The organism is Achromobacter sp. ACM01 (genome assembly GCF_014851745.1).
Classification (GTDB): Bacteria; Pseudomonadota; Gammaproteobacteria; order Burkholderiales; family Burkholderiaceae_B; genus Achromobacter; species Achromobacter aegrifaciens.
The window spans coordinates 1,615,329-1,630,179 of the sequence record NZ_JACVAF010000001.1 but is presented as its reverse complement, the minus strand read 5'-3'; the positions used below and the strand labels follow the sequence as shown (position 1 = coordinate 1,630,179).

Genomic DNA, 14,851 nt, shown 5'->3' with positions numbered 1-14,851 from the left:
ACCCAACCCATGACCCATGCAAGCCACTTGCAGTCCCGCCGCAGCACCCTCAAATCCCTGCTGGGCACGGCCCTGGCGGCCGCCGGCCTGGCCGCCGGCGCTGGCGTTCACGCCGCAGACGACTGGCCCAGCAAGCCGATCAAAGTCATCGTGCCGTACACGCCGGGTGGCTCGACCGATATCGTCACGCGCATCGTGATGGACAAGCTCGGCCCGCGCCTGAAGCAGACCATCATCATCGAGAACCGCCCCGGCGCCAACAGCAGCGTGGGGGCCGCCATCGCCGCGAAGGCGGAGCCGGACGGCTACACCTTTCTTTCCATCCTGCCCGCCTACATCATCAATTTCCATCTATACAAACTGGGCTACAAGCCCGCCGACCTGACGCCCGTGGTGCAGATGGCGGACCTGCCCCTGTTCCTGTTCGTGGCCGAAGACATTCCCGTGAAGACGGTGGCCGAACTGGTCGACTATGCCCGCAAGAATCCGGACAAGCTCACCTATGCCTCCAGCGGCAACGGTTCCAGCGCGCACCTGACCGGCGCGGACTTCGCGCTGCAAAGCAAGATCACCATGACGCACGTGGCCTACAAAGGCAGCGCCCCCATCCTGGCGGACCTGCTGGGCGGCCGCGTGTCCATGGTCTTCGATCCGATCCTCGTGCCCATGCAGTACGTCAAGCAGAACCGGCTGAAGGCGCTGGCGTTCACCGGCAAGCAGCGCTGGCCGACCGAGCCCTCGATCCCGACCATGGAAGAAGCCGGCCTGCCCGGCTTCGTCACCGGTTCGTGGGCGGGCCTGATGGCGCCGGCCGGCACGCCCACGCCGGTCATCGACCGCATGGCGCGCGAGATCAGCGAGATCGTCAAGGAGCCCGACGTCAGGCAGAAATTCCTGGACGCGGGCTTCCTGCCGGTCAGCGGCACCACCGCGCAATTCGCCGACCTGATGAAGACGGACTCGACGCGCTACGCCGGGATCATCAAGCAGGCGCGTATCACCGTGGACTGAAAGCGCAGGAGCCCCGCATGATCGACAAGTTCTACGACACTCCCGAGACCGCCGTTGCGGACGTGCACGACGGCGCCACCGTGCTGATCAGCGGTTTCGGCGGCGCCGGCATGCCCACCGAGCTGATCCACGCGCTGATCGCGCAGGGCGCGCGCGAGCTCACCGTGGTCAGCAACAACGCCGGCAACCACGAAACCGGCCTGGCGGCGTTGATCAAGGCCGGGCGCGTGCGCAAGGTGATCTGCTCGTTTCCCAAGGCCTCGCACTCCTGGGTCTTCGACGAGTTCTACCGCCAGGGCCGCATCGAACTGGAATGCGTGCCGCAAGGCACCATCGCCGAACGCCTGCGGGCGGCCGGCGCCGGCCTGGGCGGGTTCTACACGCCCACAGCCTACGGCACCGAACTGGCGCGCGGCAAGGAAACGCGCATGATCGACGGCCGTGGCCACGTCTTCGAACAGCCCCTGCATGGCGACTTCGCGTTGGTAAAGGCCGACCTGGCCGACCGCTGGGGCAACCTCACCTACAACAAGAGCGCGCGCAACTTCGGCCCGGTCATGTGCATGGCGGCCAAGACCGCCATCGTGCAGGTGCGCGCCAAGGTCGCGCTGGGCGAGCTGTCGCCCGAGGCCGTGGTGACGCCGGGCATCTTCGTCAAGCGCGTCACCCAGGTCGCCAACGCCGCCTTTTCCAGCTAGGGCTGGCCGAACCGCAAAGGAATCCGCATGTTCCAACCCCTGACCCGCGAGGCCATGGCGCGCCGCCTGGCCCAGGACATTCCCGACGGCAGCTATGTCAACCTGGGCATCGGCATGCCGGTGCTGGTGGCCGCCCACCTGCCCGCCGGCCGCGAGATCGTGCTGCACAGCGAAAACGGCATCCTGGGCATGGGCCCGCCACCCGCCGAGGCCGACATCAACCTGGACCTGATCAACGCCGGCAAGCAGCCCGTGACCCTGCTGGAAGGCGGCGCGTATTTCCATCACGCCGATTCGTTCGCGATGATGCGCGGCGGCCACCTGGACATCTGCGTCATGGGCGGCATGCAGGTCGCCGCCAACGGCGACCTGGCCAACTGGTCGCTGGCCAAGCCGGGAGAAGCGCCGGCCGTGGGCGGCGCGATGGACCTGGCCGTGGGCGCGCGCAGCGTCTACATCATGATGGAACACAACAGCAAAAGCGGCGAACCCAAGATCGTCGAGCGCTGCACCTATCCGCTGACAGGCGCCGGCGTGGTGGACCGCATCTATACCGACCTGGCCGTCATCGAGGTCACGCCGGACGGGCTGGTGGTTCGGGATATGATCGACGGCATGACCCTCTCAGCCCTCCAGGCGCGCACCGGCGCGCCATTGCGCGCAGCCTGATGCGGCCCAATCTTCCGCCGCCCGGCTACGCCGCGCCGCTCGCGGCGGAAGACCATCCCGACCAGCTGCGCGGCGATCCGGATTACATGCTGACGCTGGCGCGCGGGCTGCATGTGATCCGCGCCTTCGGCACCCGCCGCCATCCGCAGACCGCGGCCGAACTGAGCCGCCGCGCCGGCTTGCCGCGCGCCGTGGTACAGCGCTGCCTGCACACGCTGATCCTGTTGGGCATCGCCGAACAGCACGGCAGGCTCTATGTACTGACCCCGCGCATCCTGGGCCTGGGCTACGCCTATTTCTCGTCCACGCCCTTTGTGTCGCTGGCGCAGCCGGTGCTGGAAGAACTCAGCGCCACGATCAACGAGACCTGCGCGCTGGCCATCATGGAAGGCCACGAGATGCTGTACCTGGCGCGTTCCGAGGTGACCCGCCTGCTGGCGACCTCGATGGGGCTGGGCAGCAGGCTGCCGGCGTACTGCACCTCGATCGGCCGGGTGCTGCTGGCGCAATTGCCCGAACCCGCGCTGGCCCGCTACTTCGCCGCGACCGAGCTTCAGCCGTACACGGAATTCACGCTGGTCACCGAGGACAAGCTGCGCGCCGAACTCGCGCGCATCCGCGAGCAGGACTACGCCGTCGTCGACCAGGAACTGGAACTGAACGTGCGCGCCATCTCCGTGGCGGTGCGCTCGGCCAGCGGCAAGGCCTGCGGCGCGGTCAACGTCAGTGTCAAGGCGGCGCGGGTGCCGCTGAACCGGCTGACGGAGGAGTTCCTGCCGCCGTTGCGGCAGGCGGTGGAGCGGATCGGGGAGTTCCTGGCGGCCTGAGGCGCAAGGCCTACAGGTCCGTCGTATCCAGCGTGAAGGCAGCGGCGGCGCGGCCGATGCGGTCGTTGACCGCGTGCCAGTCATCGGTGGCAGGCGGCGCCTGCACGATGATGCGCGCATAACCCTGCTTGTCCAGGTCGCGCAGCAGGCCGTAAAGGGCCTGCGCATAACGCGCCGGATCGGCTGGCACGCCCTGCCACTGCACCCGCCCGTCAAGCGCATCGGGGCGATCGCCGTAGGCGACCACCACGACCTTGCCTTCGGGCAGGCCCTGCCCCTGCACCACGTCCCGCAGGCGTGCGTCGGAAGCCAGTTCCAGCGCCGTGCGCGGCGCGTAGTGCGCCTTCAGCGTGCCCGATGCCCTGGGCGCGGCGGCGTCGGGCGCGAAGACCTGCACGCCCAGCACGGCCTCGATCTGCGCGGCGCTGATGTGGCCGGGACGCAGCAGCACGGGGCCGGCGCCGCGGTCCAGACGCGACAGGTCAAGGATGGTGGACTCGATGCCCACTTCCGAGGCGCCCCCTTCCAGCACCGGCATGCCGGCCGCGACTTCCTCGGGGAACTCGCTGCGCACGTGCTCGGCGCGCGTCGGCGACACCTGGCCGAACTTGTTGGCAGATGGCGCCGCGACGCCGCCCTGCCCGTTGGGCTTGCCCGCGGCAAAAGCCTCCAGCAGCGCCTGCGCCACCGGATGCGAGGGGCAGCGGATGCCGATGCTGTCCTGGCCGCCGCTGACCGTGTCGACGATGTGCGGCGCGCGCTTGAGAATCAACGTGAGCGGACCGGGCCAGAAAGCGTCGATCAGCAGGCGCGCCTCTTGCGGCACTTCCGCCGCCCAGTACGACAGATCGCCTTGCGGCGCGATGTGCACAATGACGGGATGGTTGGAAGGCCGGCCCTTGGCGGCGTAGATCTTGGCGACCGCTTGCGGGTTTTCCGCGTCCGCGCCCAGGCCGTAGACGGTCTCGGTGGGAAATGCGGCCAGCTCGCCGTCCAGCATGCGCTGGGCGGCGTGGGCGATCTCCGCGGTGGTGGCGGACGCTGACGGGGACAAGGAAGTCATGGAATCCGCGCTTTACTCGGGAGCCTGCATGCCCAGCGCCGCCGCCACGCGGGCGGCGTCGTCGCGAGCCTGCTGCAGGGTGGGCGCCACGATCGTGATGTGGCCCATCTTGCGGCCACGGCGCGCTTCGCGCTTGCCGTACAGGTGCAGCTTGGCGGTTGGCACGGCCAGCGCGGCGGCCCAATCGGGTTCGCGCTGCGCCGTGGCGGTGGCCGACGGATACCAGATGTCGCCCAGGATGTTCAGCATGACGGCGGGCGCCAGCAGGTCGGAGCCGCCCAGCGGCAGGCCGGCCATGGCGCGCGCCTGCTGCTCGAACTGGCTGCTGAGGCAGGCATCCATGGTGTAGTGGCCGCTGTTGTGCGGGCGCGGCGCGATCTCGTTGACGATCAGGCTGCCGTCCTTGAGCACGAAGAATTCCACGCACAGCACGCCGTGGTAGCCCAACCCCTGCGCGATGGCTTGCGCGGCCTGCGTGGCGCGGGCCTGCCTTTCGGCATGGGCTGCGTCCTGCTGCACCGGCGCCGCGGTCGACACCGCCAGGATGCCGTCGCGGTGCACGTTACGCGCCACCGGGAACACCACGCTCGCGCCATCGAAGCCGCGCGCCAGCACCACGGAAATTTCGTAGTCCAGCGGCATCAGCGCTTCCAGCACGCAGGCCACGCCGCCGAATTCGGCGAAGGCCGCCAGCGCTTCCTCGCGCGTGTTGATGCGGGCCTGGCCCTTGCCGTCGTAACCCAGGCGCGCGACTTTCAGGATGCCCGGAAACAGCCCTTGGGGCGCTGCGCGCAGGTCGGCTTCGCTGCGGATCGCGGCGTGCGGCGCGACAGCAATGCCTTGCGAGGCAATGAACGTCTTTTCGGCGATGCGGTCCTGCACGATGGCCACGGCGTCTCCGGCCGGGCTGACGCGGCAGCGCGTGGCCAGCGTGCGCAGGCTGTCCGCGGGCACGTTCTCGAACTCGGTGGTGACGGCCTGACAGGTCTGGGCCAGGCGCTCGAGGCCGGCCTCGTCGTCATAGGCGGCCTGGATGTGCAGGTCGGCCACCATGCCCGCCGGGCATTCGGCGGCCGGATCCAGCACCGCGACCTTGTAGCCCAGGCTCTGGGCCGCGTGGCAGAACATGCGGCCCAGTTGGCCGCCGCCCAGCAATCCCAGCCAGCCGCCGGGAGCAATCATGAAAGCAGTCGATTGAGTCATTCTGATCAGGCCTCGGGCGGAACCTTCATGTCGCGCGCGGCTTGCGTCTGGCGGGCGCGGAACGCCACCAGCTTCTTGTGCAAGCCCGCGTCCGTGCCGGCCAGGGTAGCGATCAGGTGCAGCGCGGCATTGGCCGCGCCGGCTTCGCCGATCGCGAAAGTGGCCACCGGCACGCCCTTGGGCATTTGCACGATGGACAGCAGCGAATCCTCGCCGCGCAGGTATTTGGACGGCACCGGCACGCCGAACACCGGCACTTCGGTCAGGGCGGCCATCATGCCCGGCAGGTGCGCCGCGCCGCCGGCGCCGGCGATGATGCCGCGCAGGCCGCGGGCATGCGCCGCCGCGCCGTACTCGGCCATGTCCTGCGGCATGCGGTGCGCGGAGATCACGCGCGCCTCATGGGGAACGCCAAAATCCTCCAGCATCGTGACCGCGTGCTTCATGACCTCCCAATCGCTGGAAGAACCCATAATCACGCCCACCACGGGGGTGGCCTCTGCCGCTGCGGAAGTCTTGGCTGTCATAACCGGTGTCGTAGAGTTGAGACCGCGGCGCAGGGCCGCGGAAAGTCAAAGGACCGCGGACGGATGCCGCGAAACCCGGTATTTTACCCGGCGCCGGCAAGGGCTATGTCGCGGAGGCGGAATCCAGCCATTGGTAGCTGGCGGGGTTGTCCGGACAAGGCCCGAAACCGCACTCCAGCGTGGTGCTGCCCACATTGGCCAGCGCCGCCAGGAAAAACAGGGCCATGACCAGCACGCCCAGCACCGACACCGGCTTGCGCAGCATGTTGTCGCCCCATTTGCGGTCGACGGCCAGCATCACGGCGCAGAACACGATGATGGCGGCAAAGGCGATGAACGCCCAGGTGTAGAAGTGCAGGCCCAGGAAGGGCGAGCCGTAGCCCGGATCGCCCGGCGCGATGTGCAGCAGCACTTGCCGGCCGGCGGCCAGCATGCCGCCCAATGCGGCCGCGATGCTCATCGCATAGTGCATGGGCGAAGGCCCCAACCGCATGTTCAGCAAGAAGCCCACGCCCGCAAGCAGCAGCGCCACGCGCTGCAACAGGCACAGCGGACAAGGCAGCTCGTCGTAGGCGATCTGCCAGAAGAAGGCCATGCCCAGGGCGCTGGTGACGCCCAGCAGCGCCAGGCCATTGAGGACGCGCGAGCCGCGCGCGGGATTGCGGGAGAAGATCATTGCCCCGCCCTCAGAACGACAAGGCCAGAGGGCTGGTCATGTGGTACTGGCACCAGGCGGCGAACAGCGCCAGCGTCAGCAGCCAGAAGGTCACGCAGGGGCGGCGCCTGCCTAGCATGCCGAACCACACCGCGATCAGGCCAGTCAGGAAAGGCAACATCATTACCATGCTGGGAGCTCCTTTCTGGGGAACGTCCCCATGCAAGCAGCCGGGAATTATAACGTCACAATTCGCAATAAATCCTATCGAAAGCCCTGATAACACTTGCAGGGCAAGCGCCTTTCGGGTCGAAAAAACCCGCTCCATCTGGACCGCCCGCGGTAAGTTGGACGTAAATCCAACTTGCTGGGGGCGAAGCGGTAGGGCTTCGAGCTTGCGGGCGTCAGGGTTCTTTAGCCGCCGAGGCTGCCCTGCGCCCCTCCGATGCTCGCCCCGGTGGGGCTGCGCTTCGGATGGCTTCGGGGTCCTCGGCTGGCAGTCGCCTAATGCGCTGGCTTCAGACCCGTTCATGGGTAGATGCTGTAAGCCGGCGGCCGGGCGGAGGGATCCGAAGCGCAGCCCCACCGGGGCGAGCATCGGAATCCCGCAGTCCGGACGCTGGCGACTCAAGAACCCCGCCTCACAACACCGAAGCGGCAGGGCTTCGCGCTTGCGGATGTCGGAGTTCTTTAGCCGCCGAGGCTGCCCTGCGCCATTCCGATGCTCGCCCCAATGGGGCTGCGCTTCGGATGGCTCCGGGCCGCCTCGGCTACAGTCGCCTAATGCGTTGGTTTTGGACCCCGTTCAGGGGCAGATGCCGTGAGCCGGCGGCCGGGCGGAGGGATCCGAAGCGCAGCCCCACCGGGGCGAGCATCGGAATCCCGCAGTCCGGACGCTGGCGACTCAAGAACCCCGCCCCACAAAACCGAAGTGCGATCCGGATTTTCTTCATCCAGACGCCTTGGGAGCGGGCTTTCCTTACCCGGCAGCGTTCAGGCGACCAGGCGGTCCAAGGCTTCGCGGTACTTGGCGGCGGTCTTTTCCAGCACGTCCTGCGGCAGGCGCGGCGCGGGCGGGGTCTTGTCCCAGGTCTGGGTTTCCAGCCAGTCACGCACGAATTGCTTGTCGAACGACGGGGGGCTGATGCCCACGCGGTAGCCGTCGGCAGGCCAGAAGCGCGAGGAATCCGGCGTCAGCACTTCGTCCATCAGATATAGCGTGCCGTCGTCGTCCAGCCCGAATTCGAACTTGGTGTCGGCGATGATGATGCCCTTGGTGGCCGCGAACTTGGCGGCTTCGGCATACAGTTTGAGGGTCACGTCGCGGATGCGCTCGGCCATTTCCTGGCCGACTTCCTTGACCACGTGGGCAAAGTCCACGTTCTCGTCGTGCATGCCGAACTCGGCCTTGGCGGCGGGCGTGAAGATCGGTTCGGGCAGCTGGCTTGCCTGTTGCAGGCCGGCGGGCAGCTTGATGCCGCAGACGGCGCCGGTGGCCTGGTAGTCCTTCCAGCCCGAGCCGATCAGGTAGCCGCGGGCGACCGCTTCCACCAGGATGGGCTTCAAGCGCTTGACCACCACGGCGCGGCCGCGCACCTGGTCGACTTCGTCCGGCGCGACCACGTCTTCGGGCTTGATGCCGGTGGAGTGGTTCGGCAGGATGTGGGCCAGCTTCTGCAGCCAGAACTCGGTCAGTTCGGTCAGCACCTGTCCCTTGCCGGGGATGGGGTCGTCAAGAATCACGTCAAACGCGGAGATGCGATCCGATGCGACGATCAGCAACTTGTCGTCGCCCACCGCGTACATGTCGCGCACCTTACCGCGGCCCAGCAGCGGCAAGGACTTGATGCTGGATTGATGCAAAGCAGAAGTCACGGGAATGGCCTATGGCAATAATGAAGATTCCCGCCTCGGGCAAGCGCCAGGGCGGGAAGTAGAACGGAATCCGGGAACTGCGGGCAAGGCCGGCGCGGCGCGCGCGGGTCCTGCGAAGCGCATAGGTTACTGCAAATGGGCAGGTTTTGCCGGCCCTCCCCTCGACGCCGCCCGGCGGCCGGGTTAGGCTCTTGCCTCCCCTATGATGCGCGCCGGCCGCCTCTCGCGTCACGGCGCTGACCCCAAGCCGGAGACAAAGCCGTATGCAGGATGCTTCCCTAAAACGCAGCGCCCACGCCGACGCGCAGGTACACCTGACCGGCGGTTGCCAGTGCGGCGCTGTCCGCTACGCCATCACCGATGAACCAATCATGGCGGCAACCTGTCATTGCCGGGACTGCCAATACTCCAGCGGCGGCGCCCCAGCCCATGCCCTGATCTTCCCGACCGGCTCCATCACGCTGTTGCGCGGTAGCCCCAAAGAGCACCGCTACCGCGGCGAATCCGGCCATACCGTGATGCGTAGCTTCTGTGCGGACTGCGGCACTCCGCTGTTCGGCAATTCGGCGGGCATGGGCTATGACATCGTGCGGGCCGGTTCGCTGGACGATCCGGAAGCCTTCCGCGCCCGCGCCACCCTCTGGACCGAGTCGGCCCCGTCCTGGCACCACGTGGACCGTACCGTGCCGCACTTTCCCCGCAACTCGCCGGCGCCCTAGCGGCGGCGCAGACAAAAAAAGGGCGGTCCGCCTGGGTGGACCGCCCTTTTTTTTGCGCTTTGGCGCCGGACGCCTTTTGGCGTCACACGCCTGCGGCAGATACTTACTGCACCACTTGAGCCAGCTTGCCCGACGCGTATTGCGCGGCGATTTCGGTCAGCGGCAGGGCCTTGATCTTGCTGGCGTTGCCGGCGGTGCCGAATTCAGTGTAGCGAGCCACACAGATCGCCTTGGCGGCGGCGCGGGCCGGCTTCAGGTACTCGCGCGGGTCGAACTTTTCCGGGTTTTCAGCGAAGAAGCGGCGGATCGCGCCGGTCATGGCCAGACGGATATCGGTGTCGATATTGATCTTGCGCACGCCGTACTTGATGGCTTCCTGGATTTCCTCGACGGGCACGCCGTAGGTTTCCTTCATGTTGCCGCCGAATTCGCGGATCTCGGCCAGCAGTTCCTGCGGCACGCTGGAGCTGCCGTGCATCACCAGGTGGGTGTTGGGCAGGCGGGCGTGGATTTCCTTGATGCGGGAGATCGACAGGATGTCGCCGGTGGGCTTGCGCGTGAACTTGTAGGCGCCATGGCTGGTGCCGATGGCGATGGCCAGGGCGTCCAGCTGCGTGCGGCGCACGAAGTCGGCGGCTTGTTCCGGGTCGGTCAGCAGCTGATCCATGGTCAGCTTGCCGTCGGCGCCGTGGCCGTCTTCCTTGTCGCCTTCCATGGTTTCCAGGGAACCCAGGCAGCCCAGTTCGCCTTCGACCGTCACGCCCAGCTTGTGGGCGGTGTCCACGACCTTCTTGGTCACTTCGACGTTGTAGTCGTAGTCGGCGATGGTCTTGCCGTCTTCCTTGAGCGAGCCGTCCATCATGACGCTGGAGAAGCCCAGGTCGATGGCGCCTTGGCAGATCTTGGGCGACTGGCCGTGATCCTGGTGCATGACCACGGGGATGTGGGGATAGGTTTCCACGGCGGCCTGGATCAGGTACTTCAGGAAGCCTTCGCCCGCGTATTTGCGCGCGCCGGCCGAGGCCTGCATGATCACCGGGCTGTCGGTCTCCGCAGCGGCTTCCATGATGGCCTGGACCTGCTCCAGGTTGTTGACGTTGAAAGCGGGAATGCCGTAGCCGTGCTCGGCGGCGTGGTCGAGCAACTGGCGCATGGAGACTAGGGCCATGAGTGGTCCTCCTTAGGTACTGTCTATTGAAAGATGATTGAAGACTTGCTGAATGGGGTGATTTTACGGGGGATTCGACGAAAGGTCTTGCAACCGCCCGTATCCGGTCCATTCAGATGAGCACGAAAGGCTCAGGCCAGCCTTCGGCTCCCCCGAAGGACCGATGGCGCGGCGGCTTGCGCCGCGCCAGAAACCGCAGCGCCTACGGTCGACCGGCGTGCGGCACGTCCACCCGGGTCATCAGGATGCAGCCTTCGTGCCTGGCCCGGCGGTTGGCCTCGATGAAGTCGGGCGCGGCCGCCATGAACAGGGTCCGGCCGTCCGGCCCGCCCAGGGCGGCGGCGAAGATGCCGAATTCGCCGGTGTCGATCTGCTCCAGGATCTTGCCGCCGCGCGCCACGCGCACGATGCGCTTGCCGATGGCGTCAGCCACCCACAAGGCCCCTTCCGCGTCCAGCGCGCCGCCGTCCGGTCCGATGGCGGAGGCGGCGATCAACACGCCCAGGTCGTCGCTGGCCGGCAAGGGGCCGAAATCGGCCCAGTCGCGGCGCGGCCCCAGCCCGCCATCGGCCAGGATGTCGAACTCGGAAATGCGGTTGCCGAAGGTTTCGTTGACGATCATGGTCTTGCCGTCCGGCGTGATGAACGAACCGTTGGGAAAGCACAGTCCGTCGGCCACCTGGCGCGCCGAGCCGTCGGGATCGACGCGCACGATGCCGGTATTGCGGACCGGCTCGCCCGCCATCAGGTCGAAACCGAAATTGCCCACATAGGCCCGACCCTGCGCATCCACCACCATGTCGTTGACCGGGCCTCCGGTGTACGCCGACAGGTCGGCGTGCACGGCCAGCGTGCCGTCCGTCTCGCGCCGCAAGAGCTTGCGGTCCTTCATGGACGCGATCAGCAGGCGGCCGTCCGGCAGCCAGCCCAGCCCGGACGGCTGCTGCGGCACCTTGCAGATCTGCTCGACCGTGCCATCCAGGTCCACGGCGATGACCTGCTCGGTATAGAAGTCCGACGCCCACAAGCGGTTTTCGTGCCAGCGCAGCCCCTCCAGATAGGTGTATCCGGACGCCAGCACGGACAATTCGCGTTTCGGCATTGCCTGGTCTCCTTGTGCGGCCCCGCGCAGGGGCCTGTTGTTCGTGTTGCCCTGCGCCGCTGCCGCGCACGCCGGGATCGGCCCATTCTGGCATGAGCGCGAGCGATAGCGCAGCAGTTCCAAATTGATACAACTTCGACATCGCCGGTCCCGAAGCCGCTCCCGGGTAAGCCGCCTTATCCGTCCCCGATCTGACAACTACGTGTCAGGTGCGCGGCGTTAAGATCGCGCCCCAAGGGTAAACCCGGGCCTCTCGGCCTACCCTGGCATTCCCTCTCCGGATCCTCTTGCCCGCCTCTTGCCGGCGCGCCCGCCCTGCCGGGCCAGGCAAACGATCCCTGTTTTCCGTTTTGATCATGAACACTAAGAAGCTGACGCGTTACATCGGCATCGCCATGGTGCTGGGCATCGTGGTGGGCTATTTCTGCCACAACTACGCGCAGAACGAGAAAGAGGCCTTGCAGATCGCCTCGTACTTCAGTCTCGTCACCGACATCTTCCTGCGCATGATCAAGATGATCATCGCGCCGCTGGTCTTCGCCACCCTGGTGACCGGCCTGGCCAGCATGAGCGACGCCAGCGCCGTGGGCCGCATCGGCATGCGCGCCATGGTCTGGTTCATCGCCGCCTCGGCCCTGTCGCTGCTGCTGGGCCTGGCGCTGGTCAACATCTTCCAGCCCGGCGCGCACATGAACCTGGCGCTGCCGGACGCGAACCTGACCTCAGGCCTGAAGACGGGCGACTTCACGCTCAAGGCCTTCATCACGCATGTATTCCCGCGCAGCATCGCCGAGGCCATGGCCAACAACGAGATCCTGCAGATCCTGGTGTTCTCGCTGTTCTTCGGCGCCGCCCTGTCCTTCATCCGCGGCAAGGGCCACAACACCATCTACAACCTGATCGACGAGCTGGCCAAGATCATGTTCCGGGTGACGGACTACGTGATGCGCTTTGCGCCCCTGGGCGTGTTCGCCGCCATGGCCGCCGCCATCACCACCGAGGGCCTGGGCGTGCTGGTGAGCTACGGCAAGCTGATAGGCGAGTTCTATCTGGGCCTGGCGCTGCTGTGGGCCATTCTGTTCGCCGTGGGCTATCTGTTCCTGGGCAAGTCGACCTTCCGCCTGGGCGGTTTGATCAAAGAGCCCACGCTGCTGGCGTTTTCCACGGCCAGCAGCGAATCGGCCTACCCCAAGACCATCGAGGCGCTGACGCGTTTCGGCGTGCCCAAGCGCATCTCGGGCTTCGTGCTGCCGCTGGGCTACTCCTTCAACCTGGACGGCTCGATGATGTACCAGTCCTTCGCGGTACTGTTCATCGCCCAGGCCTACAACATCCAGATGAGCTTTACGCAGCAGCTGACCCTGCTGCTGGTGCTGATGGTGACCAGCAAAGGCATGGCCGGCGTGGCGCGCGCCTCGCTCGTGGTGGTGGCCGCGACCCTGCCGATGTTCCATCTGCCGGAAGCGGGCCTGCTGCTGATCATGGGCATCGACCAGTTCTTCGACATGGGCCGCACCGCCACCAACGTGGTCGGCAACAGCCTGGCCACCGCCGTGATCTCCAAGCTGGAAGGCAATCGCGAAGACACGGCCGATACCGAGTCCGCCGCAGCCGGGGAAGCCCCCGCGGGCCAGGCCGCACGCCAGAACGCCTGACGCAGCGGGCAATGAAAAACGGGCCGCATGGCCCGTTTTTTTCATGGCTAGCGCCAGCTTGACCGGCGCCATGGCGGGGAGCAACATATAAGCCCTTCGCTTCCCATCCCGGCGCGGCGCGCATGGGCGCCACGCTCAGTCCTCATGCCATGAAACGCCTTAGCCTGCGCTGCGCCCTGGCAGCCGCGGCCCTGATGTCCGCCGCGCCCGCCTCCCACGCCTGGACCCGCATTTCCTGCGAGCTGGGCGGCACCGTGGCCAACCTGCCCGTGGTGATGCGCCAGTACCGCACCGACGGTACGGAACTGACGCAACTGATGTTTCGCTTGAAGGTCAGGAACGCGGACATCCCCGATGGCGCCCGCGCCGATACCGACTGCACCGAATTCGTCGGCCGCGAGATCGACGTGGTGCTGGAGAACACCGCCGCCAACACGGTCCGCAAGGGCAAGACCCTGAAGATGCTGTACCGCTACGACGATTCGCTGGGCCAGAGCCAGGCGACGAAGTTCGAGCTGGACCGGCCCTAGGCGCTGTACGCCCTAGTCGTTGACCGAGCACGAGACGGGCGCGCCGTCCTCGAATTCCACGTCGTAGGTGTGCACCGGATCCCAGGGCAGCGTGAACCACAGTTCATAGCCGTCGCCGTCTTCGTCGAACAGCCACAGCGCGCGCAGCACGGCATGCTGGGCCATGGCTTCGGGGGTTTCTTCCTGCAGCAGCTGGTTGTCGTCCAGGCCGAGCTTCTTGTAGTGCTCGTAGGAGTAGTTTTCCAGCAGGAATTCGGCCGCGGCCAGGATCTGGTCATCGAGGTCGTCGATGATGGCCTTGACCACCTTGGACGCGCTGCTGTCGGGTTCTTCGCCGTCAGTCTGGATCATCACGTGGATGGGCGGACGGCCCTTGCCGGCGGCGACGTTCTCCGCGGCCCACAGATCGGGTTCCTCGGGATCCTGGGTGAAATTGAATCGTGCCATCGCAAACTCCGGAAAAAGGGCCGGCGCGCCGCGGAAATCGCGGCCGCGCCTTTCCCGTCATTTAACCAGATGCACGGCCTCCCGGCTGCGCATATCGGCGATGTTTTTGCGACAGGCCGGCCTTGCGCGGACAGCGTTCAGACACGCTCCAGCGGCAGGTGCGGCAGGTCGGGGAGCGCCACGAGGATGGGATCGCCGGCGCTCACCGTGCCGCCTTCGATCACGATGCCCATGATGCCGGCGCGGCGCATCAGGCTGCCGTCCGGATGGCGGCCCAGCACAGCGGCGGTCAGGCCCTGCTGGTAGTTGTCGAGCTGGGAGCAGGGATTGCGCAGACCGGTGATCTCGACCACCGCATCCGCGCCGATATGCAGGCGCGCCCCGCGCGGCAGGCCCAGCAGGTCGATGCCGCGGGTGGTGATGTTCTCGCCCATGGTGCCTTCGGCCACGTTGAAACCGGCAAGCTGCAGCTCGTCGTGCAGCTCGCCGTGGATCAGGTGGACCTGCCGCAGATTGGGCTGGGTGGGATCCGCCTTGACGCGGGAGCGGTGCTTGACCGTAACGCCCATGTGGGCGTCGCCTTCCACGCCCAGCCCTTTCAGCAACATGATGGCCGGCACCACCGGCTTGCTGAACCCGTGCGTCGGGCTGCAGGCCACGGCTGTCACGATGGGATGCAACACATCTCTCTCCAGGAACCGG

Annotated in this window: 17 protein-coding genes; 7 read left to right on the top strand and 10 right to left on the bottom strand. The window is 66.8% G+C overall.

Features of this window, described 5'->3' with window-relative positions:
- Positions 1–9 precede the first annotated feature (9 nt).
- From IB268_RS07630 to IB268_RS07615, 4 genes are read left to right on the top strand one after another with little or no spacing between them, the layout of a single operon-like run.
- Positions 10–1,011, top strand: a complete 1,002-nt coding sequence (locus tag IB268_RS07630) for a tripartite tricarboxylate transporter substrate binding protein (protein ID WP_054451456.1) — start codon at positions 10–12, stop codon at positions 1,009–1,011.
- Positions 1,012–1,028: 17 nt separating this feature from the next.
- Positions 1,029–1,709: a 3-oxoacid CoA-transferase subunit A gene (locus IB268_RS07625; RefSeq protein WP_175181926.1), complete on the top strand. Its 681-nt coding sequence runs from the start codon at positions 1,029–1,031 to the stop codon at positions 1,707–1,709.
- Positions 1,710–1,736: 27 nt separating this feature from the next.
- Positions 1,737–2,378, top strand: coding sequence for a 3-oxoacid CoA-transferase subunit B (locus IB268_RS07620; RefSeq protein WP_054451459.1), 642 nt, complete (start codon positions 1,737–1,739; stop codon positions 2,376–2,378).
- Positions 2,378–3,205, top strand: coding sequence for an IclR family transcriptional regulator C-terminal domain-containing protein (locus IB268_RS07615; protein WP_054451462.1), 828 nt, complete (start codon positions 2,378–2,380; stop codon positions 3,203–3,205). The genes IB268_RS07620 and IB268_RS07615 overlap by 1 nt, the downstream gene beginning before the upstream one ends.
- 10 nt (positions 3,206–3,215) lie before the next feature.
- Here IB268_RS07615 and IB268_RS07610 read toward each other — a convergent pair whose 3' ends face one another.
- The 6 genes from IB268_RS07610 to IB268_RS07585 all read right to left on the bottom strand — a co-directional run bounded on the left by IB268_RS07610 (position 3,216) and on the right by IB268_RS07585 (position 8,528).
- Entirely contained in the window at positions 3,216–4,268 is a 1,053-nt protein-coding gene (locus IB268_RS07610; RefSeq protein WP_192354039.1) for an L-threonylcarbamoyladenylate synthase, read from the bottom strand.
- 12 nt (positions 4,269–4,280) lie between these two features.
- The gene (locus tag IB268_RS07605) at positions 4,281–5,471 is read right to left on the bottom strand and encodes a 5-(carboxyamino)imidazole ribonucleotide synthase (protein ID WP_054451466.1); all 1,191 of its coding nucleotides are present in this window, start codon (positions 5,469–5,471) and stop codon (positions 4,281–4,283) included.
- A gap of 5 nt (positions 5,472–5,476) precedes the next feature.
- Positions 5,477–5,998 (bottom strand): 5-(carboxyamino)imidazole ribonucleotide mutase, encoded by a 522-nt coding sequence (gene purE / locus IB268_RS07600; protein WP_054451468.1) that lies wholly within the window; start codon positions 5,996–5,998, stop codon positions 5,477–5,479.
- A 103-nt stretch (positions 5,999–6,101) separates the two neighbouring features.
- Positions 6,102–6,674 carry a disulfide bond formation protein B gene (locus IB268_RS07595; RefSeq protein WP_192354038.1) on the bottom strand — a complete coding sequence of 191 codons (573 nt, stop codon included), beginning with the start codon at positions 6,672–6,674 and terminating at the stop codon, positions 6,102–6,104.
- 10 nt (positions 6,675–6,684) lie between these two features.
- On the bottom strand, positions 6,685–6,843 hold the full coding sequence (locus IB268_RS07590; protein ID WP_013395673.1) for a DUF5993 family protein: 159 nt from the start codon (positions 6,841–6,843) through the stop codon (positions 6,685–6,687).
- Between the two features lie 803 nt (positions 6,844–7,646).
- On the bottom strand, positions 7,647–8,528 hold the full coding sequence (locus IB268_RS07585; protein ID WP_049075485.1) for a phosphoribosylaminoimidazolesuccinocarboxamide synthase: 882 nt from the start codon (positions 8,526–8,528) through the stop codon (positions 7,647–7,649).
- A 263-nt stretch (positions 8,529–8,791) separates the two neighbouring features.
- Here IB268_RS07585 and IB268_RS07580 point away from each other — a divergent pair, with 263 nt between their 5' ends.
- Positions 8,792–9,247 carry a GFA family protein gene (locus tag IB268_RS07580; protein ID WP_054451472.1) on the top strand — a complete coding sequence of 152 codons (456 nt, stop codon included), beginning with the start codon at positions 8,792–8,794 and terminating at the stop codon, positions 9,245–9,247.
- A gap of 103 nt (positions 9,248–9,350) precedes the next feature.
- Here the strand turns inward: IB268_RS07580 and fba are convergent, their stop codons facing one another.
- Together fba and IB268_RS07570 are read right to left on the bottom strand one after the other, a co-directional pair.
- A complete protein-coding gene (gene fba, locus IB268_RS07575; RefSeq protein ID WP_013395676.1) occupies positions 9,351–10,415 on the bottom strand; it encodes a class II fructose-bisphosphate aldolase in 1,065 nt (354 codons plus the stop codon).
- Positions 10,416–10,617: 202 nt separating this feature from the next.
- Positions 10,618–11,517: an SMP-30/gluconolactonase/LRE family protein gene (locus tag IB268_RS07570; protein WP_175181922.1), complete on the bottom strand. Its 900-nt coding sequence runs from the start codon at positions 11,515–11,517 to the stop codon at positions 10,618–10,620.
- Positions 11,518–11,873: 356 nt separating this feature from the next.
- Here IB268_RS07570 and IB268_RS07565 point away from each other — a divergent pair, with 356 nt between their 5' ends.
- Entirely contained in the window at positions 11,874–13,172 is a 1,299-nt protein-coding gene (locus IB268_RS07565; protein WP_225591305.1) for a dicarboxylate/amino acid:cation symporter, read from the top strand.
- 149 nt (positions 13,173–13,321) lie between these two features.
- Complete coding sequence (locus tag IB268_RS07560; RefSeq protein ID WP_125470418.1) at positions 13,322–13,702, top strand: hypothetical protein; 381 nt, start codon at positions 13,322–13,324, stop codon at positions 13,700–13,702.
- Positions 13,703–13,714: 12 nt separating this feature from the next.
- On the opposite strand, the gene IB268_RS07555 is transcribed toward IB268_RS07560, so the two are convergent.
- Positions 13,715–14,149, bottom strand: a complete 435-nt coding sequence (locus tag IB268_RS07555; protein ID WP_054451475.1) for a hypothetical protein — start codon at positions 14,147–14,149, stop codon at positions 13,715–13,717.
- 137 nt (positions 14,150–14,286) lie between these two features.
- A complete protein-coding gene (locus IB268_RS07550) occupies positions 14,287–14,829 on the bottom strand; it encodes an MOSC domain-containing protein (protein WP_175213128.1) in 543 nt (180 codons plus the stop codon).
- Positions 14,830–14,851 lie beyond the last annotated feature (22 nt).

Coding starts and splice junctions, on each gene's coding strand:
- IB268_RS07630 (WP_054451456.1), top strand. CDS start 10: ATGACCCATGCAAGCCACTTGCAGTCCCGCCGCAGCACCCTCAAATCC.
- IB268_RS07625 (WP_175181926.1), top strand. CDS start 1,029: ATGATCGACAAGTTCTACGACACTCCCGAGACCGCCGTTGCGGACGTG.
- IB268_RS07620 (WP_054451459.1), top strand. CDS start 1,737: ATGTTCCAACCCCTGACCCGCGAGGCCATGGCGCGCCGCCTGGCCCAG.
- IB268_RS07615 (WP_054451462.1), top strand. CDS start 2,378: ATGCGGCCCAATCTTCCGCCGCCCGGCTACGCCGCGCCGCTCGCGGCG.
- IB268_RS07610 (WP_192354039.1), bottom strand. CDS start 4,268: ATGACTTCCTTGTCCCCGTCAGCGTCCGCCACCACCGCGGAGATCGCC.
- IB268_RS07605 (WP_054451466.1), bottom strand. CDS start 5,471: ATGACTCAATCGACTGCTTTCATGATTGCTCCCGGCGGCTGGCTGGGA.
- purE (WP_054451468.1), bottom strand. CDS start 5,998: ATGACAGCCAAGACTTCCGCAGCGGCAGAGGCCACCCCCGTGGTGGGC.
- IB268_RS07595 (WP_192354038.1), bottom strand. CDS start 6,674: ATGATCTTCTCCCGCAATCCCGCGCGCGGCTCGCGCGTCCTCAATGGC.
- IB268_RS07590 (WP_013395673.1), bottom strand. CDS start 6,843: ATGGTAATGATGTTGCCTTTCCTGACTGGCCTGATCGCGGTGTGGTTC.
- IB268_RS07580 (WP_054451472.1), top strand. CDS start 8,792: ATGCAGGATGCTTCCCTAAAACGCAGCGCCCACGCCGACGCGCAGGTA.
- fba (WP_013395676.1), bottom strand. CDS start 10,415: ATGGCCCTAGTCTCCATGCGCCAGTTGCTCGACCACGCCGCCGAGCAC.
- IB268_RS07570 (WP_175181922.1), bottom strand. CDS start 11,517: ATGCCGAAACGCGAATTGTCCGTGCTGGCGTCCGGATACACCTATCTG.
- IB268_RS07565 (WP_225591305.1), top strand. CDS start 11,874: ATGAACACTAAGAAGCTGACGCGTTACATCGGCATCGCCATGGTGCTG.
- IB268_RS07560 (WP_125470418.1), top strand. CDS start 13,322: ATGAAACGCCTTAGCCTGCGCTGCGCCCTGGCAGCCGCGGCCCTGATG.
- IB268_RS07555 (WP_054451475.1), bottom strand. CDS start 14,149: ATGGCACGATTCAATTTCACCCAGGATCCCGAGGAACCCGATCTGTGG.